Genomic DNA, 23,975 nt, shown 5'->3' on the forward strand with positions numbered 1-23,975 from the left:
TCCCCCACTCAGCCGACCTGATCCGCGGGAACGCTGCGGCCGCGATGCAGGGAGTTCGCGTGCCGCAGCACCGTCGGCGCGAGGAGGCCAGCGCGGTCGAGTGCGGAGTCGGTCGTCACGCGGAACACCGCGCGCTCCCCGGCGAGCAGCGTCACCATGCCCCGGTCGACGCGCGCGTCGACGTCGAAGCGATCGACGAGAAGGGTGATGTCGCGGACGTAGCTGCGCGCGGTGACCTCGACGAGCACGATGCCGTCCTCGGCACCCGCTTCTCCGATCTCCGCCACGAGCGGCTCCGGGTCGAGAGCTTGATCCACGATCTCGACCGGATTGTGGATCGCGGTGGCGAACCCGTCCAGCTGCGCGGTGAGGATCTCGCGGGCGCTGTCGCCGAAGGCGGCGAGCTCCGTCGGGATCGTCACCGTCGTCTCTCCCCGGGCGGGGACGGATGCCGACACCACGGTCTCCGCGAGCACGGTGCCGTCGAAGAGCATCCGCTGCAGTCGGATGTCGCCGGTCCACGGCTCGTCCGTGTCGTTCAGCACGATGAGCGCCAGGCCCGCGTCGCGCGGCTGGAACGTCGCGAGCCGCGGCTCGTAGACATCGCGGAGCGTGTACCAGAGGGGCTTCCGGTGCTCGGCGAAGTCCACAGCGGCCCAGGAGACGACGGGCCAGTTGTCGTTCAGCTGCCACACGATGGCACCGGTGTTGCTCGGCGACAGCGAACGGAAGTGCTCGATCCCGAAGCGGACGGCGGCGGCCTGGTTGAGCTGCGTCGCCCAGTGCCATTCGTCGATCGTGCGGGGCTCTGGCAGATGCCCCTGCATGCCGCGCTCGAGCTTCAGGTTGCCGTCGTTCGCCTTCTGGTGCACCAGCATCTGCGCGCCGTACGGCTCGAGGGGCTCGTCGTGCACGACGTCGACCAGTGTCGACCACGCCGGCGGCCCCTGGAAGCCGAACTCCGAGACGAACCGCGGGCGGTGACTGCGGTAGACCGAGTAGTCGACGGTGTTCCACACGTCCCAGATGTGCATCGTGCCGTGCGCGGCGTCGTTCGGATGGAGCGCCTCATCGAACGAGTACGGGCTCGCGGGCGAGTAGAAGCGGCTCGGGTCGAGCTCGGCCACGAGACCCGGGAGGAGTGAGAGGTAGTAGCCGAGCCCCCAGGTGCGACCCTCGAGCCTCTCCTGCCAGCCCCAGTCGTAGTAGCCCCAGATGTTCTCGTTGTTGCCGTTCCAGATGACCAGCGACGGATGCGGGCTGAGTCGCGTGATCGCTTCGCGCGCCTCGGCCTCGACCTCGACGGCGAGCCATTCCTCCTCGGCGTAGGCGGCGCAGGCGAAGAGGAAGTCCTGCCACACCAGGAGGCCCGCCTCGTCGCATGCCGCGTAGAAGTCGTCGGATTCGTAGATCCCGCCGCCCCAGACGCGGAGGAGGTTCATGTTCGCCTCCGAGGCGTCGCGGACCCGGCGGCGGTAGCGGTCGGCGTCGACCTCGGCGAGGAAGGCGTGATCGGGGATCCAGTTGGCACCCCGCACCTGGATGATCTCGTCGTTGACGCGGAGCACGAAGGGCGAGCCCTCGGCGTCGGGAGCCGTGTCGACGTGCACGGTGCGGAATCCGATCCGGGACGACCAGTGCGCGACCGGCGCGGACGCCTGCGCGACCTGGACGTCGACGTCGTAGAGCGGCTGGTCGCCATGTCCGATCGGCCACCAGACATCGACGTCGGGCACCTCGAGCTCGAGGCGCGCCTCCGTGGCTCCCGCCTCGACCGCCTGCGCCGCGGTGACGCCGGCGACGGATGCCGCGACTTCCCAGGGACCCTCGGCGGATGCATCGGCCCACTCCAGCGCGACGCGCGCGTCGAGGCGGCCGTCGACCCCACCGGCGCGGTGCGACAGGCCGACGAGGGGACGGACCGACGCGATGCGCGCGCCCGACCAGCTGTCGAGCCCGATCGGCTTCCAGATCCCGCTGGTGGCGACATCGATGCCCCAGTCCCAGCCGAAGTTGGATGCCGTCTTGCGGAGCGCGTTGTAGGGGTGGTGGTTCGTGTGCGGGCGCGGTCCGTGGGCGGCGCTGCGAGCCTCGGCCTCGGCGATGGGCGAGGCGAAGGTGATCACCAGGCTGTTCTCGCCGTCGATGAGGTGCGGACGCACGTCGAAGCGGTAGCTGCGGTGCTGGTTCTCGGTGCGGCCGACCACCGCGCCGTTGAGCTCGATGGTGGCGACCGTGTCGAGTCCTTCGGCGACCAGATCGTGTCGATCGGACCCGTCGTCCTGCCAGCCGAATCGGGTCTCGTAGCGCCAGACCGTGCTCCCGATCCACTGCTGCTCGGCCTCGTTGTCGCCGTCGAAGGGCGGTGCGATCAGCCCGGCGGCGAGCAGATCGGTATGCGCGCATCCGGGGACCGTAGCCGGGATCGATGCGCCGCGGACCGCTTCCGGAACGGGTCCGTCCGCGGCCGTGAGGGTCCAGTTTTCGTGCAGGGGGCGGAATGCCATGAGCGTCCTTGCGTCGGGGGCCGAATCAACGTTCTTACTGCTGCTACTTTATTACATAGGTTAACAAAGTCGGTAGAGTCATCGGGAGATATGATCCGGATGTCAGTGGATCGAAAGCAGGACAGGTGGCAGACGCACGAGGCGGTTCGGCATTCGATGCCTGGCCCTACCTGACCGGCGTGGAACGCGGCGCGCTCCGCGAGCTCCTCATCCATGGCGCACTCCCCCGCGCCGAGATCGCGCGTCGCATCAATGTATCCCGAGCCAGCCTGACACGCGCCTCACGCGTGCTCATGGAGCACTCGCTCGTCGCCGAGGACGAGATCGCGCTCCGCGGAGCCATGGGACGACCGAGCGAGATGCTCGTCATCCGCGAGGACACCCACCATCTTCTCGGGATCAAGCTCACCGGAGATTCGGTCTTCGCCGTCGTCACCGATCTGCGCGCCCGCAGCGTCGCCGAGGTCGAGGAGCGGCTCGTCTCGACATCCGTCGAGGACACCGTCGACCAGATCGCCGCCATCCACGCGCGCTTCGCCCGCACGTTCGGCGACATCCGCGCCGCGGGGATCTGCCTGGCCGGTGACCTCGCACAGATCGACGGCCGGCAGATCGTCGTGGCGTCCTACTTCCTGCGCTGGCACGATGTGCCGCTGGCCGAGCTTCTCGAGCAGCGACTCGGTATTCCCGTCACCGCCGACAACGACGTGCGTGCGCTCACCGCGGCAGAGCACTGGTTCGGGGCCGGGGCGGGATGCGATTCGCTCGCGCTGGTCACCGTCGGCGCCGGCATCGGCTTCGGGCTGGTCGTCGAGGGACGGGTCGTCACCGGGCACAACGGTCGCGCCGGGCAGCTGGATCATCTCATCGTGGACTCGAACGGCCCGACCTGCGGCCTCGGCCACCACGGCTGTGCGAGCGCCTATCTCCCAAGCGCGAGCATCGTGACGGCGATCGGCGTCGAGGGCCTCGACTACCCGGGAGCGGTGGAGCTCGCCCGCGCGGGAGACCCGGCGGCCACGCGCGCGTTCGACGCTGCGGCGCGCGCCCTCGGTCTGATGATCGGCACGATCATCAACGGCCTCGACCCGGAGAAGATCGTGCTCACCGGCGACGGCCTCGCCGTGATGGACATCTCCGGCGACGAGGTCATGCGCGCGATCGACGCCACACGTCTGCCGAGCGACCTGCCCATCCCCCTGGATGTGCAGCCGTTCGAGTTCACCGAGTGGGCGCGCGCCGGAGCCGTCGTCGCGATCCGGCGTCTGCTGCGGTTCTAGGGCGCTGCTCACGGTCGGTTCATCGGCCCGTCCTACTTCAGCGCGCCGTTGAGAAGACCCGCCACGTAGTACTTCTGCAGCACCAGGTAGACGATCACGCAGGGGATGACGGTGATGGCGACGCCCGTCTGCATGAGGCCGAAGTCGAGTTGGAAGTTCGCGTCAGCCGACAGGATGCCGATGCTCACCGGCAGCGTGTAGAGCTTCTGATCCGTGATGAGGATGAGGGCCGCGAAGAACTCGTTCCACGCGCCGAAGAAGGAGAGCAGCGCGGTCGAGACGACGCCGGGCAGAGCGACGGGGAGCATGACCCGCCACATCGCGCTGAACGCCGTGGCGCCGTCGATCTGCGCTGCTTCTTCGAGCGATGACGGGATCGCGGCGAAGGAGTTGCGCATCAGGAAGATGCCGAGCGGCAGGTTGAACGTCGCGATCACCAGGGCGACCCCCACGAGGTTGTTCTGCAGACCGATGTCGCGCAGCACCAGGTAGAGCGGGGTGATGATCGCCTGGAACGGGATCATGAACGTCACGAGCGTCACGAAGAACGCGATCGTACTGCCTCGGTACGGCAGCTTGGCGAAGGCGTATCCCGCGCAGGTGCTGACGACGACCGCCACGCCCGTGGCCAGCAGAGCCACGAAGGCCGAGTTGCCGGCGCTCTGCCAGACGCTCAGGCCCCGGCTCGAGTCGAAGATCTGCGCAAGGTCGTCCGGCCCGACCTGCGACAGCATCACGCCGATCGGATAGAGGAACAGCACTGCGAGGCAGATGCTGATGACCCACCATGCGAAGCGAGGCAGCAGGCGCTGCCGTTGACGGGGCCGCTGCGTGGCCCGGGGCAGGACGACGAGGGTCGTGGAGGAGAGTGTGGCGGTCATGAGTTGTCCGAGTTCCGAAGAAGCAGCATCTGCACGGCGCTGACGACGCCGAGCGCGAGCATGAGGAGGATGGAGAGCGCTGAGGCGTAGCCGACATCGAACTTCACGAAGCCCGAGCGGTAGATCTCGAAGACCGCCGTGATCGTCGATCCGGCAGGCCCGCCGGTGGTCATGATGTAGAACTGGTCGAACGCGAGCAGGGACCCGGCGACGGAGAACACCAGCACCAGCGCGAGCGTCGGACGCAGCAGCGGCACCGTGATGTGCCAGAAGCTCTGCCACGGACTCGCCCCGTCGATGCGGGCGGCCTCGTTGACGTCTTCCGGCACGCCCTGGATGCCGGCGAGCACCAGGAGCATCTGCAGCCCGACGACCTTCCAGGTCACCATCGCGACGACGATGGCGAAGGCGGAGCCGAACTCGGCGAAGAAGTTGCGGGTGGGGTCGATGAGCCCGAGGTCGCCGAGCAGGACCGTCGTCGGTCCGATGTCGGACTGCCACATGAACAGCCAGATGTAGCTCCCGGAGGCGAGCCCGATCACGACCGGGAGGAAGTAGATGGTCTGGAAGAAGCGATGCGCTCGCGTCCCGCCGCGCACGAGGAACGCGAGGAGGAAGGCGAGGACGATGAGGATCGGCGTCGTGACGACGGTGTAGAGCAGCGTGAATCCGGCGGCGCGGAGGAAGCCGGCATCCTGGAACGCCTTGACGTAGTTCTCCAGTCCGGTGAACTCGGGGACCCCGAGCAGAGGCCAGTCGTGCAACGACATCACGACGGTGCGGATCAGCGGCCAGACGAAGAAGAGGGCGAGGAGGACGAACGCCGGAAGACTGAGCACGAGGCCGAGTCGACCGCGGCGTCGGGCGATCCGGTCCGTGCGGATGCGCGTCGGTGGGGCGGCTTGCGGGAGTGCAGTCATGTGTCTCTCCGGAAGGGCCGGGACGGCCGACGTCGGCCGCCCCGGCGAAGGGGTGTCAGCTGTTGGCGTCGTCGAGGAGAGCCTGTGCGGCCTCCTGGGCTTTCGCCTGAGCGTCGGCGACGCTGCCAGGACCGAACACGGACTCCTGGATCATGGTCGACCAGACGCCGTTCGGGTCGTTGATGATCTCGTTCTCGATCACGCTGTACGGAACGCGCCCGACTTCGAGAGCATCCGCGAACACCTGGAACCGGGGGTCCTGCGAGATGTAGAGGTCTTCCAGCAGATCGAGTCGCGTAGGCATCACGCCGTTCTCCGCGATGATCGCCTGAGCGTCCTCACCGGTCGCCCACTCCAGGAACTCCCACGCGCCGTCGGGGTTCTTCGCGCCCGTGGGGATCGCGAGGTTGTCTCCTCCTGCGAACGAGCCGATGTCACCCGCTTCGGCGCCGGGGATCGGCGCGACGCCCCAATCGAAGTCGGCCTCGGCTTCGAGCGAGCTGAGGAAGAACGTGCCCCAGTTGTAGATGCCGACCTTGCCCTGGTTGAAGGCATCGCCGGCGTTGGATCCGCCGTCGGACTGCACGAGCGCGGGCATGGCGCCCGCGTCCCACATGTCGCGGTAGAGCTCGAGGGTCGAGGTGACCTCGGAGCTGTCGAACTTCGCGTCGACACCGTCCTCGGAGAGCACATCGCCGTCCTGCGCCCACACGTACGGCCCCATCGAGAAGATGTTGCATCCGCCGCATGCGCCCGAGAAGGCGAATCCGTAGTTGCCGTCGCCTGTCGCAGTGATGGCTTCGGCGGCGGCCTGCACCTCGGCCATGGTCGTCGGCGGCGCCTCCGGGTCGAGGCCGGCGGCGGCGAACAGGTCCTTGTTGTAGAACATCGCCGAGACGTCGGCCGTGAACGGCACCGAGTAGACGCCGTCCTCGTAGACACCCTGTGCGACGTGGCCGGGACTCATGTCGTCCTTGTACTCGAGACCGTTCCACTGCTCGCTGATGTCGCTGAGCGCACCGACGGATGCGAAGTAAGGCACGTACACGAGGTCGATCGACGCGATATCGGGGGCGTCGCCGCCGGCGGCGGCGGTGCCGAACTTCTGCACGTAGTCGCCCGAGGTGATCAGGGTGATCTCCACCTGGGTGTCGTGGCTCTCGTTGAACGCGTCGGCGAGCTGCTGCATGAATCGGGACTGCGAGTCGCGGACCCACATGGTGACGGTGCCTCCGCCGTCGGATCCTCCTGTCGCCGATGTCGAGCACCCGGCCAGGCCGATGCCGAGGGCCGACACAGCGGCCAAGGCGATGAAAGGCTTGATGTGACGCCTCATTGCGTGGTTCCTCTCTCTGTGGTGAAGGGTGGCCGTCGAACGGCCGCGTGGGAAGTGTCAGACCGTCGGCACCCACACACGCATGGCTCCGGGGGCGCGGTTCGCCCACCGGAAGTAGGGGATGGCTCGGACGTCGCCGAGTTCGGTCGTGGACGCCGGCGCTTCCGCCGAGTAGAGGTCGCCGTCCACAGCTCGGCGGCGACCTCCGGAGATCGTCAGCGCGGGAGCGCGGAGGGCGGCGTCGTATCCGGCCTCTTCCGCGACGGGCTGCGCGGGGATGACGACGTCTTCGAGCCGGACACCGTCGGCGAGATCCGCCTCCTCGATGCAGTACAGCACCGGCCCGCGGCGCAGCGCCAGCGCTCCCCGCGCACCGTCGACCCAGGGATGCGCCCGCTCGAACACGGGCTCGACGGGCAGGTTCAGCGCGATCGATCGCACCCCCGCGGGCACGCGCGCGTGGCCGGCTTCGGCCGTTCGGGCCGGCTCACCGTCGACGGAGATCGTCGCCCCCTGCGCCCAGGCGGGGATGCGCAGCTGCGTGGCACGGACGGTCGGGCCGTCGAAGGAGATCTCGATGCTCGCGTCCCACGGGAAGGACGTCGCGACCTGGGCCGTGACCCCGTCGCCGATCTCGTAGCGTCCGGCCGCGTAGAGGTGGAACTGCACGGCGTCATCGGATTCCGTGAGCAGGTAGGCGCTGATCGACGAGAGCAGACGCGCAAGGTTGGGCGGGCAGCACGCGCAGAAGTACCAGTCGAGGCGGGTCGACGGCGCATCCTCCTCATGCGTGTGCCCGGTGCGCAGCTGCAGCGGGTTGGAGTAGAAGTAGGACTTCCCATCGATGGCGGTCGATACTGCGATCGCGTTGTAGAGTCCGCGCTCCATCTCGTCCGCGTACTTCGCATCACCATCCAGCAGCAGCATCCGCCAGTTCCACTGGAGGTTCGCGATGGCCGCGCACGTCTCCGAATAGGCCCGGTCGGCGGGCAGTTCGTAGGGGTCTCCGAACGACTCCCCCCGGTGGCGCGAGCCCAGGCCGCCGGTGATGTACATCTTGTGCTCATGCACGCTGGTCCAGAGCGCGTCCAGCGCCGACCGATACCCGGCATCCGCGTCGTCGAGTTCGACATCCGTCGCCCCGGCGAGCAGATACAGCTGACGGACGGCGTGGCCGGTCGCCTCACGGGACTTCTTGACCGGCGTGTAGTCCTGGTAGTACGCGCCGCCGAACTGGCCCTCGCCGATGGTGCGGTATCCGCGCAGGTCCAGCATCCGCTTCGCGAGCTCACGGTGGCGCGTGTCGCCGGTGAGGCGGGAGAGCTCGACGAGCGCCGTCTCGATCTCCGGGTGCCCGTCGATGTCGTCGCGTCCGCCCGCACCGAAGGTCTCGTGCACGAGCTCGACATAGCGCAGGGCGATCTCGAGAAGATCGGTCCGGCCGGCGTGCGCCCACGCGATGGCCGCCTGGACGAGGTGTCCGAGCTTGTACATCTCATGCCCCTGCGGCAGATCGGTGAAGCGCTCCCCCGCATGCGGGCCCTGGTAGTAGCTGTCGAGGTAGCCGTCGTCTTCCTGCGCCGCTGCGAGGAGCCGGACGGACTCATCGACGAAAGGCAGGAACGGGGTCGCCTCACCGCGGGTCGCCTCCCAGCCGATGGCCTCGAGCGCCTTGTACAGGTCGGAGTCCGCGAAGAGGGGGCCGCGGAAGGATGCGTCGCTCTCTCCCACCAGACGGCGCAGGTTGTCGAGCACGCCGGTCGACTCGAGACGGTCGATCACGTGCGGGATGGTCGCGTCGCGGTTCACCCGCTGCCAGTCCCCGACGAAGCCCTCGTCCAGCCGCACACGGCGCAGATCGACGGGGCGAAGGGCGGTTGCCCGCGCCGGAGCTGCGGGGGTGACGGGCGAGTCAGAGACGCGGACCATGGTTCTCCTCGTTGAGCGGATGGAGTGCGGTAGTACACCGGTGCACTAAAGGGGATAGTACACCGATGTACTAGACTCGCAACAGCGTTTCGCAGGAAAGTGGGATCCATGAGCAGTTCACCGACGATGGCAGATGTCGCCCGCCTCGCCGGCGTATCGAAGAAGACCGTCTCCAACTACTTCAACGGCTACCGCTATCTCCGGGAGGAGACGAAGACGCGGATCGCGGATGCCGTGCAGCAGCTCAACTACAAGGTGAACATCTCGGCTCGAAACCTCAGCTCGGGGCGCACGGGTGCCATCGGTCTCGCCATCCCCGAACTCGCCCACCCGTATTTCTCCGAGTTCGCCCAGGCGGTGGTCGCCGCCGCTCAGCTGCGGAACGTGAACGTCCTGGTCGAGGTCACGGGAGGGGACCGCGAGCACGAACTCGACGTGCTCAGCGGCGGAAAGGGCCGCTCGGTGGACGGCATCATCTTCGGCCCGCTCGCCCTGGGAGCCGACGACATCGCCGCCGCGACCGTCGACGTTCCGATCGTCCTCATCGGCGACCGCGTCGATTCCCGCCGGTTCGATTTCGTGACCGTGGACAACGAGCGGGGAGCGTACGATGCGACCTCGCACCTGATCGCCTCGGGACGACGACGGATCGTCGGCCTGGGCGGCGAGGAGAGCGAGGCTCCGGCCGCGGCGTCCTTGCGTTCCCAGGGGTTTCGCGCCGCCCTCCGCGAGCACGGCATCAGCATGGACGCCGACCTGCTCACCGGACCGATTCCGTGGACGCGCGCATCCGGAGCCGCCGCGGTTCAGGGCCTGCTCGACGCCGGAGTCGAGTTCGATGCCGTCTTCGGACTGAACGACGCACTCGCCCTCGGAGCATTGAGCGCTCTGCTCACGAGAGGGATCGCCGTGCCCGCCGAGGTCGCGGTGATCGGCTTCGACAACGTCGAGGAGGCGCAGTTCGCGAGTCCCGCACTCACGACCGTCGACTCGGGGCTGAACTGGGTCGCCGAACGCGCCGTCGAGCTCCTGCTCTCCCGGATCGCCGGAGAGGACAGCGGCCCGACGTCCGAGATCGCCGATCATCGCGTCGTCGTGCGCGCGACGGCGTGACCACGGATCGAACGCGGCGTCTCAGGACTCTTCGCCACGCGCAGCGCGGACGTTGATCTGCTCGCTCTCGCTGGACGTCGCGTCGACGTCCACGGCATCCCTCGTGGCCTGCCAGCTTGCGAGCAGACGGATCCGCTCCTCACTGGGCGACCCCGACTCCGTGGCGTAGATGAGGAACGTGAGCCCAGGCTGCTGCACCAACTGCATGTCCTCGTAGGCGAACTCGACCTCCCCGACGATCGGGTGGATAAAGGTCTTCCTGCCTGCGCCGTGCAGACGAACGTCGTGTGCGCCCCAACGGACCCGGAACTCGTCACTGCGGGTGGACAGCTCGCCGACGAGGTCCTGGATCGCCTTGTCGTAGGGATCTCGTCCGGCCTCCGTGCGGAGGATCGCCACGACGATGTCGGCGGCGCTCTCCCAGTGCGGATAGAAATCCCGTGCCCGCGGATCGAGGAAGGCATAGCGCGCGATGTTCCCCTCCCCCGGGCTTTCCAGAGTCTCGGTGTGCAGCGCCCGGCCGAGCATGTTCGTGGCGAGGATGTCCATCCGGCCGTTGCGGATCAGCGCGGGGCCGCCGGTGATCGCGTCCAGCACGAGTTGCATCCCCTTGCTCACCGGGGTCGGGCGACCGTTGCCGCGCGAGCGCGGCAACGCGGGAGTCGGCAGGTGAGCCGCTCGCGCGAGGTCGTGCAGATGCGCTCGTTCCGCGTCATCCAGTTGCAGCGCGCGAGCGATGGAGTGCAGGACCGAATCGGAGACTCCGCCGATGCTGCCGCGTTCGATCTTCGCGTAGTACTCCACGCTCACGCCCGCGAGCGTGGCCACTTCGCCGCGGCGAAGCCCGGCGACGCGACGAACTCCACCCCCGATGACACCGGCCTGTCCGGGGGTGAGCTTCGCGCGCCGCGAGGTGAGGAACTCGCGAACCTCGTCCTTGTTGTCCACGGCCTCGACGTTACGCCGCGCGCGTCCGTCTTGGGATGCTCCGTCAGTACACGTCACAGCAGGGAGTTCCTCCGCCGGGGAGACGAGAGTGTGCTTGTAACGAGTCACGACAGGCAGTCGAACGCATCCGAAGGAGAGCACCATGACAGAGCAGGGCACCGGCTGGACCGGCGGGCAGAACGCGTTCGGCGACTTCGCTCCCGGTCTCGTCCACTACACCGACAAGGTCCTCTTCGACGAGGTCTGGGAACGCGACAGCCTCACGAAGCGCGATCGCTCGCTCGTCACCGTCTCCGCGCTGACCGCTCTGGGAAAGACCGATCAGCTCGGGTTCCACCTGGCCTTCGCTCGACAGAACGGCGTGACCGACGACGAGCTCAAGGAAGCGATCCTGCATCTGGCTTTCTACGCGGGGTGGCCGGCCGGCATGGCGGCGATGACCGCGCTCAAGAAGATCATCGAAGAAGACGCCTGATCACCGTCCCCTCATGGAATCGAGAGACATGAACGCCTGGCCATCCGCAGAGATCAGTCGCATCGCGACCACCGACGACCTGCACATCGCACCGTTCCGCGCCGACGACGTCACCTATGGCACGCCGACGTGGATCTGGTCGGTCGTGGTCGACGGTCGATTGTTCGTCCGCGCGTGGAACGGCACGCGATCACGCTGGTATGCATCGGCGATGCGGCAGCGGTCGGGTCGCATCATCGCCGCCGGTTCGACCTTCGAGGTCGACTTCGCACCCGCTGAGCCGGCGCTGGAGGAGCAGATCGACGCGGCCTACCGAGAGAAGTACGCGGGCAGCGAGTATCTCCCGCCGATGCTCGCCGACGGACCACGTGCTGCCACCGTCGAGATCGCCCCCGCCGCGACGGAGCACGACAGGGCGAGTAGGAATGGCGTGCGGCGCGCACGTCCCTCCCGCTGATTCTCGATCGGATGACGTCGGCTCTCGATGAACCCCGTTCGACCACTTGATACCCCTCATGGATTGGATCCCTCATGGATCGACCGATCGCCCTCATCACCGGTGCCAGTTCCGGAATCGGCGCAGCTGCCGCTGCTGTCTTCGCACAGCAGGGATACGACCTCGTCCTCGTCGCTCGGCGCGAGGAGCGCCTCGCCGCTCTCGCCGCAGAGCTCGCAGGCTTCGACGCCTCGACGGAGGTCCTGGCGGTGGATCTCTCGGCGCGATCAGGCCTCGAGCGCGCCGTCCAGCGCGCGGGCGCCGGAGACATCGATGTCGTCGTGTCGAACGCCGGCATCAGCGCCTACGGCCCATTCGCCGATCTCGCGCCGGACGCGTTGGAACGAGCGTGGACGCTGAATGCGGACGCCACACCGGTGCTGGCGCGAGCCGCCCTTCCCGCCATGCTGGAGCGCCGCAGCGGCGGCATCATCACGGTCGCTTCGAATCTCGGCTTCAGCGCCGGGGTTCCTGCCGCGCCGGCGGATTCGGGACGGGCGCTGCCGCAGAGAACTCTGTACGTCGCAGCGAAGGCGGGGATGATCGCCTTCACCCGTGCGCTGGCGGCTGAACTGTCCGGCACCGGCGTGCATGCGACGGTCGTGTGCCCGGGACTCGTCTCGTCCGAGTGGAACGGGGGCGCTTCGAACGTGCCCCAGGCGATGACGCCCGAGGACGTCGCTCACGCCCTGTGGCTGGCGTTCTCGCGCGAGGAGATCATCTGCCTGCCCGGGTTGGAATCCGAGGATCTCGTCGACGAACTCGCCGAGGTCGAACGCCGCATCATGGGCGGCAACCTCGGCGCGGAGCTCGCGACGAGGTACCGGGACGCGGTCTGACGTCACGGTCGCGCAGATCGTGCACCACCTGTCGCAGTACCTCGTGCTCGAAACGCGCACATCTGATCGGTGGATTCGCTGCGCTCGCGCATCGCCGGTCTCGCGCGGCGCGGCCGCGTCACCTGTCGATCCGGAAGCCGTCCGGGACGGGGACGTCGGAGTGACGCGCGGTCCGCGCGTCACGTTCCAGGCCGGAGCGCTGGGTGAGGATGCCGTAGAGCTCGGGGCGGCGACCCAGGAGCCACCGGCGGCCGGTCGACAGCGGAAGGAGCTCCAGGTCGAGGTCGGCGGTCACCACCGCTTCGTCGGCGACGGGTGTCTCGGCCACGATCCTCCCGTACGGGTCGATGATCATCGCGTTCCCGGTGCGAATCTCGTCGTCGTCGGGGCCGATGCCGTTGCTGAAGAGGAGGAAGATGCCGTTGTCGTGCGCGCGTGCCGGGAGCCAGCGCAGGAGCCAGCCTCGCCCGTGCGGTCCGTTGACCGCTTCCTCCAGAGCCTCAGGGTTCTCGAACCGGTCGTGCCAGAGCTCGGACGGGATGACCTTCATGCCATGCGGGCTGCGGGAGTTCGTGCCACCGGTCTGGTGCGGCGCGATGAGCACCTTGGCGCCGAGCAGAGTCACGGCTCGCACGTTCTCGACGAGGTTGTTGTCCCAGCAGATCAGGATCGCCATGCGCACACCCCAAGGCGTGTCGAACACGGTGTAGTCGTCGCCGCTCGAGATCGCCTCGTGTTCGAAGGCGTGGAGCTTGCGGTGGATGTGCACGGTCCCGTCGGGGAAGCACACGGCGTAGGAGTTGAACAGCTCGTCGCCGTCGGATTCGAGGAAACCCGCACCGATGCCGACGCCGAGCTCTGCCGCGATCTCCTTCAGTGCATGGACCAGCGGGCCGCCAGCCGGCTCTGCGAGCTGGCGGAGACGCTCGGTGTTCGACTTCGTCAGGTGCCAGTAGGCGACCAGGCACATCTCCGGGAACACCACGAGGCGCGCTCCATCCGCCGCGGCGGAAGTGGCCAGGCGGCGCACCGTGGCGAGGTTCCCCGCCTTGTCTGCCGGAAGGGCTTCGAACTGCACCACGGACACGCGGAGGTCTGCTGCGGTCTCGGTCATCGGATCTCTTCTCTCGTCACGGACGCTCTCCACTCAACCCGACCTCACGCATTACGTCCAATCAATGATTGCTAATCAGATATAGCCTTCTGGAATGGATATTCGTCTGCTGCGCGCATTCGTCGAGGCCGCCGATCGGCAGACGTTCAGTGAGGCGGCGGCTTCCCTGTCCATCACCCAGCCGGCTTTCACGAAACAGATCCAGCAGCTCGAATCCCTGGTGGGAACCCCGCTGTTCCACCGAGGACGCCACGGCGCCGTACTCACCGCTGCGGGCGCGGAGCTCGTGGGCGGGGCTCGCACGGTCGTCGACCTCGCCGCACGTTTCGAGGCACGGGCGAAGCGCGTCGGCGCCGGCGAAGAGGGTCATCTCACCATCGGCTTCGGGCTCTCCAGCATCGGGATCGCTCCCCGCGCGGTCGCGGCTTTTCGGGCGAGCTCCCCCGGGGTTTCCGTGCGCCTGGAGGACATGTCCTCATCGGCTCAGGTCGACGGCGTGCGAAGCGGCGAGTTGGACCTCGGGTTCGCCCGCCTTCCGGTTCCTCGTGATCTCCGCGCCATCGCGGTGCTCTCGGACCATCTGGCGATCGCGCATCCCTCCGAGCGGCAGCCTCCCGCCGACGACGCCGCGCTTCCGCCCTGGCTCGACGAGCATCCGCTGGTTCGACTGTCCGTCGGCCGCGGCCCGGGACTCGCGGCTCAGGCCGCACGCTATGTCGCCGACGTCGGTGCTCAGCCGACCATCGTCCAAGACGCGGACGACCTCCAGACCGTCCTCGCGCTCGTCGCTGCGGGCGTCGGCATCGGCATCGTGCCGGCGAGCGCTCGCAACATCGCGCCACGACACGTGCGCCTGCGCCGCCTACGCGGGACGAGCGCCTCTTGGAAGATCGGAGTGGTCTGGAACCCGGCGAACGAGACCCCGGTCGTCCGTTCCTTCTTGGACGCGCTCGCGACGCTGCCCGCGTGACCGGTCAGCGAAAGCGCGCGGGCGAAAGCGGGGCTCAGGTCTGATCGAGGGCGGCCAGCTCGTCCGCTGAGAGATCGAGGTCCGCGGCCGCGGCGGAGTCGAGGATCGACTGCGGTCGCTTGGCCCCCGGGATCGGGATGACCGCCGACGACTGCGCCAGCTCCCAGGCCAGTGCCACCTGCTGGGCACTCACGCGGCGAGCTTCGGCCACCTGCTGGAAGGCCGGGTGGTGGGTGGCCAGTTCCTTGGCATCCGACAACCCTCCGAGCGGGCTCCAGGCCAGGAAGGCCAGCCCCAGCTCGGTGCAGACCTCGATCTCGGGCAGGCTGCTGCGGAACTTCGGGCTGAACTGATTCTGCACACTGACGAGGCTGTCTCCCAGCGCCGCGTGAGCTGCGCGGATCTGGCCAGGGTTCACGTTCGACAGCCCGACCATGCGCACCTTGCCGCTGGCTGCGATCTCGGTCAGCGCGCCGATCGTCTCGGCGTATTCGACCTTCGGATCCGGGCGGTGGTGCTGCCACAGCGCGATCTGCTCGACCCCGAGTCGGGACAGACTGGCGTCGACCGCCCGGCGCAGATTCTCGGGACGCCCGTCGTGATCCCAGCCGCCGCCCTCGGTGCGGAAGGCGCCACCCTTGGTTGCGAGGAACACGCGGTCGCGCACGCCCAACTCGTCGAGGATCGAGGCGATGAGCCGTTCGTTCTCGCCCTGGGCGTCGGAACCCAGCTCCTGGCCGGGCCCATAGGCATCGGCGGTGTCGAAGAGGGTGACACCGGCATCGAGGGCGGCGCGGACGGTGTCGAGCAGCTGCTCGCGGGGCTGGTCGCCGGTCTGGTCGAAGGTCATCAAGCCGAGACCGATCGCTCCGACCTCGACGCGGCCGACGGTGTCATTGCCCAGTGCGCGTGTATGCATGCGTCGATCCTACGTGCGGCGTTCCGCACCATCGACAGCGGGGAAATCTACTGCGGAGACGAGGGGATTTGAACCCCTGGTCCCCGTGAGGGGACTCCACCTTAGCAGGGTGATTTGAGCGACTTTCCAATACGACGACGTCGGACCTGATCAGCCGAGAAAAGGCCAAGTTTTCTGTGCTGACCAGGGAATCTCGGGTCGCACCTGGCGCACTTCAGACACGCGTGAAGCTGTCCCTATCAGTATTCTCACTATGCCCGGGGTCACCTGGGGGACACTTGGCACCGCCCAGACCAGCACGCTTGTCACCGGCGGCCCGACTTCGGGAGCCTCGTCGATCCCTGACCCGACGAGACTCTAGATCACGCGGCCGTCGCCGGGTCGCGATACGCGAAGCCAGCGGTAGCCGTACGCCGGGACTTCCAATTCCACCGTCCCGGTCGGGCCGAGAGTGAGATGCAACGGTTCGAGCAGATCGAGGAGGGTCGTCCCCTCCGGCTCGTCGTTTACCTGGAAGGCCGTGGTCACGGGCATTTCTGCGAAGTTGTGGAGGGCGATGACACGTCCGACGTCAGCCGACAGCGAGTGCACGAGAAGCGAGTCGACAGACTGGTCGATCACCTGAAGGGTGCCCCACCCCAACTCCGGAGAGATACGGTACCGCTCGGTGAGAGCGCGGATGAAGTGCAGCAACGATCCGCGGTCCTCGAGCTGCGCGGCCACGTTGACGTGCTCCGGTGCGTACCCATCGGCAGGTGGGCGAGCGATGAGCCTGCTCGGCGCGGCATCCGAGAAGCCTCCGTTGCGATCCGCGGACCACTGCATCGGTGTCCGCACGGCTTCGCGACCGAGGATCTCGACGTTCTCACCCATACCGATCTCCTCGCCGTAGAACAGCACCGGCGTACCCGGCAGAGTGAACAGCAGACTGTAGGCCATCCGAATTCGCCGCGGATCGCCGTCGAGCATCGGGGGAGACGCCTGGTGATGCCGCGACCGAACACCCGCTGCCGCTCGTCCGGCGCGAACGCGTCGAACACCTCCTGCCTTTCACCGTCGCTGAGCTTGTCGAGCGTCAGCTCGTCGTGGTTACGCAGGAAGTTGGCCCACTGCACCTCCGATCCGAGTGCAGGCCGTGCGCGCAGTGCGGCGATCAGCGGGGCAGGATCTTTGCGCGCGAAGGACAGGTACAGCGACTGCATCCCGACGAAGTCGAATTGCATGGTGAGCTCGTCACCGTTTTCGCCGCCGAAGTACTGCGCCTGCGTCTCGTAAGGGAGGTTCACTTCGCCGAGGAGGATCGCTTCGCTGGACCGACGCTGCAGGAAACGTCGAATGTCGCGCAGCAGATCGTGCGGCTCGGGAATGTTCGCACCCTCAGGGATCTCGAGAAGGAACGGCACGGCGTCGACCCGAAATCCCGAGATACCCAGTTGCAGCCAGAACCCGATCACTTTTGCGATCTCGTCGCGCACGCGGGGGTTCGCGATGTTGAGGTCGGGCTGGTGTTCGTAGAAGCTGTGCTGATACCACTGCCCGGACTTCTCGTCCTTGCCCCAGATGCCGTTCGCCTGGCCGGGGAACACGGCGTTCTTCTGGCCTTTCGGGGGCGCGTCGTCGCGCCAGACGTAGTAGTCCCGGAACGGCGAGTTGACGCTGCGTTTGGCGGCGACGAACCATGGATGCCGGTCAGAGGTGTGATTGATGACCAGATCCACGATCACGCGCATGCCGCGATCGCGGGCGGTGCGGATCACCTCCACGAGGTCGCCGTGGTTGCCCAGGCGAGGATCGACACCGTAGAAGTCGCTGACGTCGTAGCCGTCGTCACGATCCGGTGTCGGGTAGAACGGCATCAGCCACAGGCAGGTGACGCCTAGCTGCGAGAGGTAGTCGATCCGCTCTGCGAGTCCTTGCAGGTCGCCGACGCCGTCGCCGTTGGAATCGAGGAAGGTCTCGACGTCGAGACAGTAGACGACTGCAGTCTTCCACCAGAGGTCACTGGTGTCCGTGATCTTCACACTCGCTCCTTCAACGCAGGGATCAGTTCCGATGCCGCGGCATCGAGGAACCAGGATTGGTCGGTGCCGACGTGGTGCAGATACACACGCTCGAATCCGATCTGCACCAGGTCAGCGATGCGGTCGGCGAGCGAGGAGGCGTCGTGATCCACCAGGACGCTTCTGCGAAGATCCTGCTCGTCGAGTCCGGCCACGGCGGCGTCCAAGTCCTCCGGCTGCTCGAGATCCCAGGTGACGGGCGGTGACAGCAGGCCGTTCTTCCACTGCTCGCGGGCGATCGCGAACGCCTCGTCGTCGGTCTTCGCCAGGCTGAGGTGCACCTGCAGGATGCATGGGCCCGCGCCTCCCTCCGATCGGTACGCGTCGACGACGCGTCGCAACGACTCCGGCTCCTGTGCGACCGTCGCCAGACCCTGCGCCCACGATGCAGCCCACGCCGCGGTCTCGGCGCTCACCGCGGTCGCGAACAGAGGGGGCGGCTCTGCCGGCAGGCTCCATACTCTGGCGCAGTGGACCCGGACCAGGCCGTCGTGATCGACCTCCTCGCCGCCGAGGAGACGGTGGATCACATCCACGCTTTCCCGCAGTCGTTCGTTGCGGAGGTGTTTGACCGGCCAGGCATCGCCCGTCACATGCTCGTTGAGCGCTTCGCCGCTTCCCATCGCGGCCCAGAACCGTCCCGGGAACATCTCAGCCAGGGTCGCGAACGCCTGCGCGATCATCACCGGGTGATATCGCTGCCCGGGCGCGTTCACCATGCCGATCGAAAAGCTGGTGCGAGCGAGCGCGGCCGCGACCCAGCTCAACGCGAAACCGGAGTGACCTTGTCTCGGTGACCACGGCGCGAGGTGATCCGAGCACATCGCTCCATCGAAACCCGCGCGCTCAGCTTCGATCACCGCATCCAGGAGGGAGCTGGGGGCGATCTGCTCGTGCGACGCGTGGAATCCGATGAACACCATATGTCGAGTCTTACAACCGGCGGTGATCTTCGGTAGAGGTGGACACCTCATGTCCGGCCTGCAAAAATGCCGGACTTCACGCTCCGATGACGATCGCCCCCGAGCGTCTCGACGAGCTGCGCGAACTGAGGCGACGGCCCAATGAAGATGACAGACATGGACGCGACCTTCGGGCGTACCCGGTGACGGCGACGGTGTGGAGGTGTGCCATAGTGCGGAGGTGGAGATCAGAGGAGTCGACGACCGTCCGATGATCGGTGTCGTCGGCCTGGGGCGAATGGGTGCCCCGATCACGGGGACCCTCCGTCGAGACTTCCCTGTCGGTGTCTTCGATACCGACATCGACCGGAAGCGCGCGGTGCCCGCCACACGGTGGTTCCCCACCCTTCCGGCGCTTGCGGAAGCGGTCGATGTCCTGATTACTGTTCTGCCCGGACCACGCGAGGTGAGTGCATGCATGGCCGACGCGCTGCCGGCGCTCAGACCGGGCTCGCTGTGGATCGATCTGACCTCCGGCGATCCCGTTGTGACTCGCGACCTCGCCGAGCAGAGCCGACGCCTCGACATCGACGTCGTCTCCGCGCCCATGGGCGGATCCGTCGAAGAAGCGAAAGCCGGCAACCTCATCTTCTTCGTCGGCGGACAGGATAGCGCCGCCGCGAAAGCGATCCCCATCCTCCGGCTGCTGTCCCGCCGCGACGGCATCCGACGGACGGGGGCACGAGCGGAGGACGGCCAGATTGTGAAGCTGCTCGCCAACGCTCTTTGGTTCGCCAACGCAGTCGCAGCCTCGGAAGCGATGCTCATCGGTCAGAGTCTCGGAATCCCCTCGTCCGACCTACACGCGCTGCTGCGCAACAGCGCCGGAGGCAGCCGCTTCCTCGACGACGACCTCGACAAGCTTCTCGAGGGCGACTACTTCGCCACCTTCGGCATCGACCGCGTCGTCGAAGAACTCGACACGATCGCCGCAATGAGCGCATCCGCCGGGGTCTCGACGCCGATGCTCGATGCCTCGGCCGCACTGCATCACCAAGCGCTCGACCGGTTCGGACCCATTCTCGGCGAGCTCCTCGCCGTCCGACTGCTGGAGACGTCGGCCGGGCAACAGCTGCGCCGCGACCCCGCTCAACGCGGCGATCCCCGCGAATGAACGCGGATACCTGCTGGCGAGCACAGGGTCAACCCGGTGCCTCGGCCCCGCCGCGGCGTGCGACCCTCGAGGAGTTCGATGGAGGGAGTCCCGCATGGTGACGTTGCAGGAGCTGTGGTTGGTCCGTCATGGCGAGAGCGTCGGCAACGTCGCCGCCACCGGAGCGGAAACGGCAGGCGCCGAGGTGATCGAACTCACCCTTCGTGATGCTGACGTTCCTCTGTCGGAAACGGGTGTCGAGCAGGCGAGGGCGCTCGCGGTTCCCCTGGCTGGGGCGGATGGGGTGCCGGAGGTCGCCTGGTTGTCACCATACCTTCGAGCTCAGCAGACCTTCGCCCTGAGTATGGAATCCGGTGCCGCCATCGGGCGGGTTCTCACTGACGAGCGGCTGCGGGACAGGGAACTCGGCATCCTCGATCTCCTAACCTGGCGGGGCGTCGCGGCCCGGTACCCGGAGGAGGCGAAGCGGCGCGCGCGGCTGGGTAAGTACTACCACCGTCCGCCGGGTGGTGAGTCCTGGGCGGATGTGGCGCTTCGTCTGAGATCCTTCCTCCACGACGCTCTGGATGCGGACGCACGCGGCGGATTGATCGTGGCACACGACGCCGTCGTCATGCTGCTGATCTCCCTGCTGACCGGAATGGACGAGCCCCGTCTCATGCGGTTCGCTGCCGCGAACACCGTCCTCAACGCATCCGTGACGCGGCTGCGCCACGACGGGACGCAGTGGGAACTCGTCGACTTCTCCGACGTGCGACACCTTGAACAGCTCGGCGCGGAGGTCACCGTGCACCCGGGAAGTCCCGATGCCTGACCGGCAGGAGGCGACCACGGTCACAGCCGACTTGCTCAGTGGGTGGGAGCTACCCGACCCGGGCGACTCGAAGAACTCGCGCGGCACGGCGATGATCATCGGCGGTTCACGCCTGTCGGTCGGCGCGGTGGTCCTGGCAGGCGAGGCGGTGCTGCGTGTCGGGGCGGGAAAGGTCGGAGTGACCACGGAAGCCGCGGTCGCCGATGTTGTACGGGCCGCGTTTCCAGAGGCCGGCGTGTACGAATCGCCGAGCGTGGGTGAACCGGTGGAAGACTCCTGGAGCGTCGCCTGCGACGAGTCCGACGCAGTCCTCGTCGGACCGGGACTCGACGACCCTCAGCGGGCCCGGGAGTGGCTAGAGCGCCTGTCCGGACGTGAGATCGCCTGCCTGGTGATCGACGCCTTCGCAGTGGGTGTGCTCCGTGACGTACCGCGATCCGAGCTCCCTCGGTCGCTGATCGTCAACGCCAACCTCGATGAGGTCGCCCTCCTGCTCGGACGACAGGTCGACAACCTCGTCACCGACCTTCCGCGGATCGCGCAGGAACTCGACGCCGTGGTTCACTGCTATTCGACCACCGCCTCACCGTCCGGCGCCGTCTGGACGATGGACGCGGGCGGCGCCGGACTGGGAACGGCCGGATCTGGCGACGTGCTGGCCGGCGCCATCACCGGCTTCGCAGCCCGCGGGCTGAGCCCGGAACACGCCGCCGTGTGGGGCTCGTGGTGCCATGCCCATGCGGGCGACCGTCTCACCGAGCGCATGGGTCTAGGGCTCCTGGCCCGCGAACTCACACACGAACTCCCTGTTGCGCTTCACGAAGTCGACCGCGGCCGCCGATCCGGGACCTGACGTCGTCTTGCTCGGGCTTTCCGGGTTCCGTCGTCTACGAGCTGAACTGTCAGCTCGGAAGCACGACTAGACCCGGTAAGCGGAGTAGATAGTCGGGGAGCCGAGCACGGGCAGCGTCTCGCCCGCGCCCGTCGTCGTCGCGCCCAAGTTGCGCTGTTGCTGTGCGATGGTCGGCCCGCCCGGCAAAACCCACGAGAAGGGGAGAGTCTGCTCTCCCCCACGTGCAGCGACACTGACCGGCATGTTGGTGTAACGACTGACGAAGACACCGTTCTCAGCCTGTCGGGACCCGTAGGACGTGCCGTTGATCACGATCGGCGTGGCCGACACCAGGGGAAACGTCCAACTCGGCGTGTAGCGCGTCGTCACGACTCCGTTGAACGGCGCCTCGGTGGTGTTGGCGATGAACAGCGACGGCGTACCCGCGGTGTTCCCCAAGCCGCCGGGGGTGACCCCGAACCACAGCAGCTGGTACGGCGATGCCACGGTTGCACCACCCGCCGGGGTGATGGTCCCCAGAATCGAATCGATCGACGCAGAAAGGGGCTGCACTTCAGCAGTGAGGGGCCATGCTCCTGTTGTCCATTCCAGATCGATCTGGAGCGATTGACCTGCTGGGAGGAATCCGGCCGGAAGCGTCCAGGTGATGTTCGATCCATCCGTGCCCTGCACCATCACCGCTGAGGTGAACGGGGCAATCGTCGCCCACGCCGGCGTCGAGAACACGATCGCACCGGTGAAGGGCTCCGAGCCAGCGTTGGTCACGGTAAGCGCTTGAGCCCCATACGGTGCCTCGACGGCCACGATCGGCGCAACAGCGAACGTTAGCGACGCAGCCCCTACAGACGCTGCGGCCAGTGGCGTCGAGACGGCGACTGCCACGACAGGGACCGACCATGCCGCAGTCTTGATAACGGTGCGTCGCGAAAAGCCCTTCGATTCGGCTAGGGCGTTCGATGATTCGGTGGTCGTCATTCTGCTTCCCTCTTCCCAGCCGCGGCTCACCGGACGCAGCCTTCCCTGTTCGATACATAGATGTCCGGACTAACGAGGTCGATCCGTGCTCAGCGTGAGCTAGGCGAGGATTGCCTCAACCGCGTCGGATTTAGGGAACGCGGGAGCCGGAAGTCTTCTCGCTCAGATACTCCGAAGAGAGCGCGGTGTTCACATAGGTCGGAGTCAGGGAGCCGCCAGCAGAGGGGTACAGCCAGACGACGGGAAGAGGCACGATGTTCGAGGTGCCGTTGAGGATCCCGGTGTAGGTGTACTGGACCAGGCCGCTGGTGCCCTCAGCGGGGACGCCGCCAACGCGAGTCCAACCGTTGAGGTTGCGCTCCTCAAGCCTGTAGCTCGTCGGGTCGGTGACACCGTTGCCGGCACCCCACTGGATGGTGACGGTCACAACGCCGGAGCGGAAGGTGCCGGCAGGTTCGGCGTCCCCGGTGTCCGGGTTGAAAGATTCGAAGCCGACGTTCTGTCCCGTGTTGACCTGCACTCGATTGGGCTGGGTCAGGGTCCAGGTCTGCACCGAGGTGCCGCCCTGCCACACCGAGAGGCCCCCTCCCGGGGCGGGCTGAGGCTCGGGGGTGCTCGCCGCGGCCAGGGGCGTCGAGACAGCAACGGCGATCACGGGCACCGACCAAGCGGCAGCCTTCATAACCGTGCGGCGGTTGGGTCCTGGCGGCGATGATGGTGCAGCGGTGGAGATGTCGTTCACGGTTGTTCGTGCTCGCTTTCAGGCATAGGGGTGCGGTGGCGTCGTTGTCGGGAGGCATGCCGGGCACGGTGGACGTTCCACCCGGGCGCGATGAGCCTATGGCCGGCTGAACTTCCCCTCCGGGCGGCCAGATTTTGTTCACCCCGAGACTTCACCCCGAGCATCCGACGTATGCTCGACGCGTGCACGCCGCTCCCTATTCCTCCGTCGCTGCGTCGACGCCGACGAAGGCCCTTCTCGTGTCGGCAGCTCTTGCGGCGGTGCAGACCGGTCTCTTCCTCCTGCTGTTGCCGGCGCTCGCGACGCTGGCGCCTGCCGCGCCCCCGCTCTACGCGCTGGTCGCCTCAGCGAACACCGCGTTGCCTATGCTTGCCCGCATCCTCACCCGCGGTGCAGGCACAGCGACGATCACGGCCGGAATCACAACGGTCATGGTGGTCGCGTTTTCACCGATTGGCATCCTGTCAGCGGTACCGCTGCTCACGGCTGGCGCCGTCTTCGATCTCGTCGCGTGGAAGGGGGCTGTCTCGACGCGTCGCCTCGTTCTCGGTGCTGCCGCCGTGGGAGTAGCACTGTTCGTGATCTCTTTGGCTGTCTTTTCTCCCGAGCATCTCGTGCCTGGGATGCTGATGGCGACTCTGATCGGGCGTCTGGCAGGTGAAGCAGTGATTGCTGTGACCGTGAGCGCCACAGTCCGATTGCTGCGGCGTGCGGGTGTCGGTCGATAG

General features: G+C 67.3%; 21 protein-coding genes and 1 pseudogene. 10 read left to right on the forward strand and 12 right to left on the reverse strand.

Annotated elements, in window-relative coordinates; genetic code table 11:
• Positions 1–8: 8 nt before the first annotated feature.
• Positions 9–2,507, reverse strand: coding sequence for a glycoside hydrolase family 2 protein (locus ABS642_RS10205; protein ID WP_350353235.1), 2,499 nt, complete (start codon positions 2,505–2,507; stop codon positions 9–11).
• A gap of 125 nt (positions 2,508–2,632) precedes the next feature.
• Here ABS642_RS10205 and ABS642_RS10210 point away from each other — a divergent pair, with 125 nt between their 5' ends.
• Complete coding sequence (locus tag ABS642_RS10210; RefSeq protein ID WP_350353236.1) at positions 2,633–3,787, forward strand: ROK family transcriptional regulator; 1,155 nt, start codon at positions 2,633–2,635, stop codon at positions 3,785–3,787.
• A 32-nt stretch (positions 3,788–3,819) separates the two neighbouring features.
• Here ABS642_RS10210 and ABS642_RS10215 read toward each other — a convergent pair whose 3' ends face one another.
• The 4 genes from ABS642_RS10215 to ABS642_RS10230 are packed head-to-tail and all read right to left on the reverse strand — an operon-like array spanning position 3,820 to position 8,853.
• A complete protein-coding gene (locus ABS642_RS10215) occupies positions 3,820–4,668 on the reverse strand; it encodes a carbohydrate ABC transporter permease (RefSeq protein WP_350353237.1) in 849 nt (282 codons plus the stop codon).
• On the reverse strand, positions 4,665–5,588 hold the full coding sequence (locus ABS642_RS10220; protein ID WP_350353238.1) for a sugar ABC transporter permease: 924 nt from the start codon (positions 5,586–5,588) through the stop codon (positions 4,665–4,667). Before ABS642_RS10220 ends, ABS642_RS10215 begins: the two co-directional genes overlap by 4 nt.
• Before the next feature lie 55 nt (positions 5,589–5,643).
• Entirely contained in the window at positions 5,644–6,924 is a 1,281-nt protein-coding gene (locus ABS642_RS10225; RefSeq protein WP_350353239.1) for a sugar ABC transporter substrate-binding protein, read from the reverse strand.
• A 57-nt stretch (positions 6,925–6,981) separates the two neighbouring features.
• On the reverse strand, positions 6,982–8,853 hold the full coding sequence (locus tag ABS642_RS10230) for a beta-L-arabinofuranosidase domain-containing protein (RefSeq protein ID WP_350353240.1): 1,872 nt from the start codon (positions 8,851–8,853) through the stop codon (positions 6,982–6,984).
• Positions 8,854–8,961: 108 nt separating this feature from the next.
• Here ABS642_RS10230 and ABS642_RS10235 point away from each other — a divergent pair, with 108 nt between their 5' ends.
• Positions 8,962–9,966: a LacI family DNA-binding transcriptional regulator gene (locus ABS642_RS10235; protein ID WP_350353241.1), complete on the forward strand. Its 1,005-nt coding sequence runs from the start codon at positions 8,962–8,964 to the stop codon at positions 9,964–9,966.
• Positions 9,967–9,987: 21 nt separating this feature from the next.
• Here ABS642_RS10235 and ABS642_RS10240 read toward each other — a convergent pair whose 3' ends face one another.
• On the reverse strand, positions 9,988–10,914 hold the full coding sequence (locus ABS642_RS10240) for a helix-turn-helix transcriptional regulator (RefSeq protein WP_350353242.1): 927 nt from the start codon (positions 10,912–10,914) through the stop codon (positions 9,988–9,990).
• Positions 10,915–11,056: 142 nt separating this feature from the next.
• Between ABS642_RS10240 and ABS642_RS10245 the strand changes: the two genes are divergently transcribed.
• The 3 genes from ABS642_RS10245 (at position 11,057) to ABS642_RS10255 (ending at position 12,724) form a co-directional block, all read left to right on the forward strand.
• Entirely contained in the window at positions 11,057–11,389 is a 333-nt protein-coding gene (locus ABS642_RS10245; protein ID WP_350353243.1) for a carboxymuconolactone decarboxylase family protein, read from the forward strand.
• A 13-nt stretch (positions 11,390–11,402) separates the two neighbouring features.
• Positions 11,403–11,846, forward strand: coding sequence for a DUF2255 family protein (locus tag ABS642_RS10250; protein ID WP_350353244.1), 444 nt, complete (start codon positions 11,403–11,405; stop codon positions 11,844–11,846).
• 74 nt (positions 11,847–11,920) lie between these two features.
• Complete coding sequence (locus tag ABS642_RS10255; protein WP_350353245.1) at positions 11,921–12,724, forward strand: SDR family NAD(P)-dependent oxidoreductase; 804 nt, start codon at positions 11,921–11,923, stop codon at positions 12,722–12,724.
• 118 nt (positions 12,725–12,842) lie between these two features.
• Here ABS642_RS10255 and ABS642_RS10260 read toward each other — a convergent pair whose 3' ends face one another.
• The gene (locus ABS642_RS10260; protein WP_350353246.1) at positions 12,843–13,838 is read right to left on the reverse strand and encodes a nitrilase family protein; all 996 of its coding nucleotides are present in this window, start codon (positions 13,836–13,838) and stop codon (positions 12,843–12,845) included.
• A gap of 94 nt (positions 13,839–13,932) precedes the next feature.
• On the opposite strand from ABS642_RS10260, the gene ABS642_RS10265 reads away from it, so the two are divergent.
• Entirely contained in the window at positions 13,933–14,808 is an 876-nt protein-coding gene (locus ABS642_RS10265) for a LysR family transcriptional regulator (RefSeq protein ID WP_350353247.1), read from the forward strand.
• A gap of 34 nt (positions 14,809–14,842) precedes the next feature.
• On the opposite strand, the gene ABS642_RS10270 is transcribed toward ABS642_RS10265, so the two are convergent.
• The 3 genes and pseudogenes from ABS642_RS10270 to ABS642_RS10280 all read right to left on the reverse strand — a co-directional run bounded on the left by ABS642_RS10270 (position 14,843) and on the right by ABS642_RS10280 (position 18,710).
• A complete protein-coding gene (locus ABS642_RS10270; RefSeq protein WP_350353248.1) occupies positions 14,843–15,727 on the reverse strand; it encodes an aldo/keto reductase in 885 nt (294 codons plus the stop codon).
• Between the two features lie 357 nt (positions 15,728–16,084).
• Positions 16,085–17,748 (reverse strand): annotated as a pseudogene (locus ABS642_RS10275) (alpha-amylase family protein).
• Complete coding sequence (locus ABS642_RS10280) at positions 17,745–18,710, reverse strand: TIGR03885 family FMN-dependent LLM class oxidoreductase (RefSeq protein WP_350353249.1); 966 nt, start codon at positions 18,708–18,710, stop codon at positions 17,745–17,747. The pseudogene ABS642_RS10275 and the gene ABS642_RS10280 overlap by 4 nt, the downstream one beginning before the upstream one ends.
• Positions 18,711–18,930: 220 nt before the next feature.
• Here ABS642_RS10280 and ABS642_RS10285 point away from each other — a divergent pair, with 220 nt between their 5' ends.
• The 3 genes from ABS642_RS10285 (at position 18,931) to ABS642_RS10295 (ending at position 21,530) form a co-directional block, all read left to right on the forward strand.
• A complete protein-coding gene (locus ABS642_RS10285) occupies positions 18,931–19,863 on the forward strand; it encodes an NAD(P)-dependent oxidoreductase (RefSeq protein WP_350353250.1) in 933 nt (310 codons plus the stop codon).
• 94 nt (positions 19,864–19,957) lie between these two features.
• Positions 19,958–20,677 carry a histidine phosphatase family protein gene (locus tag ABS642_RS10290; protein ID WP_350353251.1) on the forward strand — a complete coding sequence of 240 codons (720 nt, stop codon included), beginning with the start codon at positions 19,958–19,960 and terminating at the stop codon, positions 20,675–20,677.
• On the forward strand, positions 20,670–21,530 hold the full coding sequence (locus ABS642_RS10295; protein WP_350353252.1) for an ADP/ATP-dependent (S)-NAD(P)H-hydrate dehydratase: 861 nt from the start codon (positions 20,670–20,672) through the stop codon (positions 21,528–21,530). The genes ABS642_RS10290 and ABS642_RS10295 overlap by 8 nt, the downstream gene beginning before the upstream one ends.
• Positions 21,531–21,596: 66 nt before the next feature.
• Here ABS642_RS10295 and ABS642_RS10300 read toward each other — a convergent pair whose 3' ends face one another.
• A complete protein-coding gene (locus ABS642_RS10300) occupies positions 21,597–22,505 on the reverse strand; it encodes a hypothetical protein (RefSeq protein ID WP_350353253.1) in 909 nt (302 codons plus the stop codon).
• A 130-nt stretch (positions 22,506–22,635) separates the two neighbouring features.
• Positions 22,636–23,247, reverse strand: a complete 612-nt coding sequence (locus ABS642_RS10305) for a hypothetical protein (protein ID WP_350353254.1) — start codon at positions 23,245–23,247, stop codon at positions 22,636–22,638.
• Between the two features lie 182 nt (positions 23,248–23,429).
• Between ABS642_RS10305 and ABS642_RS10310 the strand changes: the two genes are divergently transcribed.
• Complete coding sequence (locus ABS642_RS10310) at positions 23,430–23,975, forward strand: hypothetical protein (protein ID WP_350353255.1); 546 nt, start codon at positions 23,430–23,432, stop codon at positions 23,973–23,975.

It is taken from the genome of Microbacterium sp. A8/3-1, from assembly GCF_040267695.1.
GTDB lineage: Bacteria > Actinomycetota > Actinomycetes > Actinomycetales > Microbacteriaceae > Microbacterium > Microbacterium luteolum.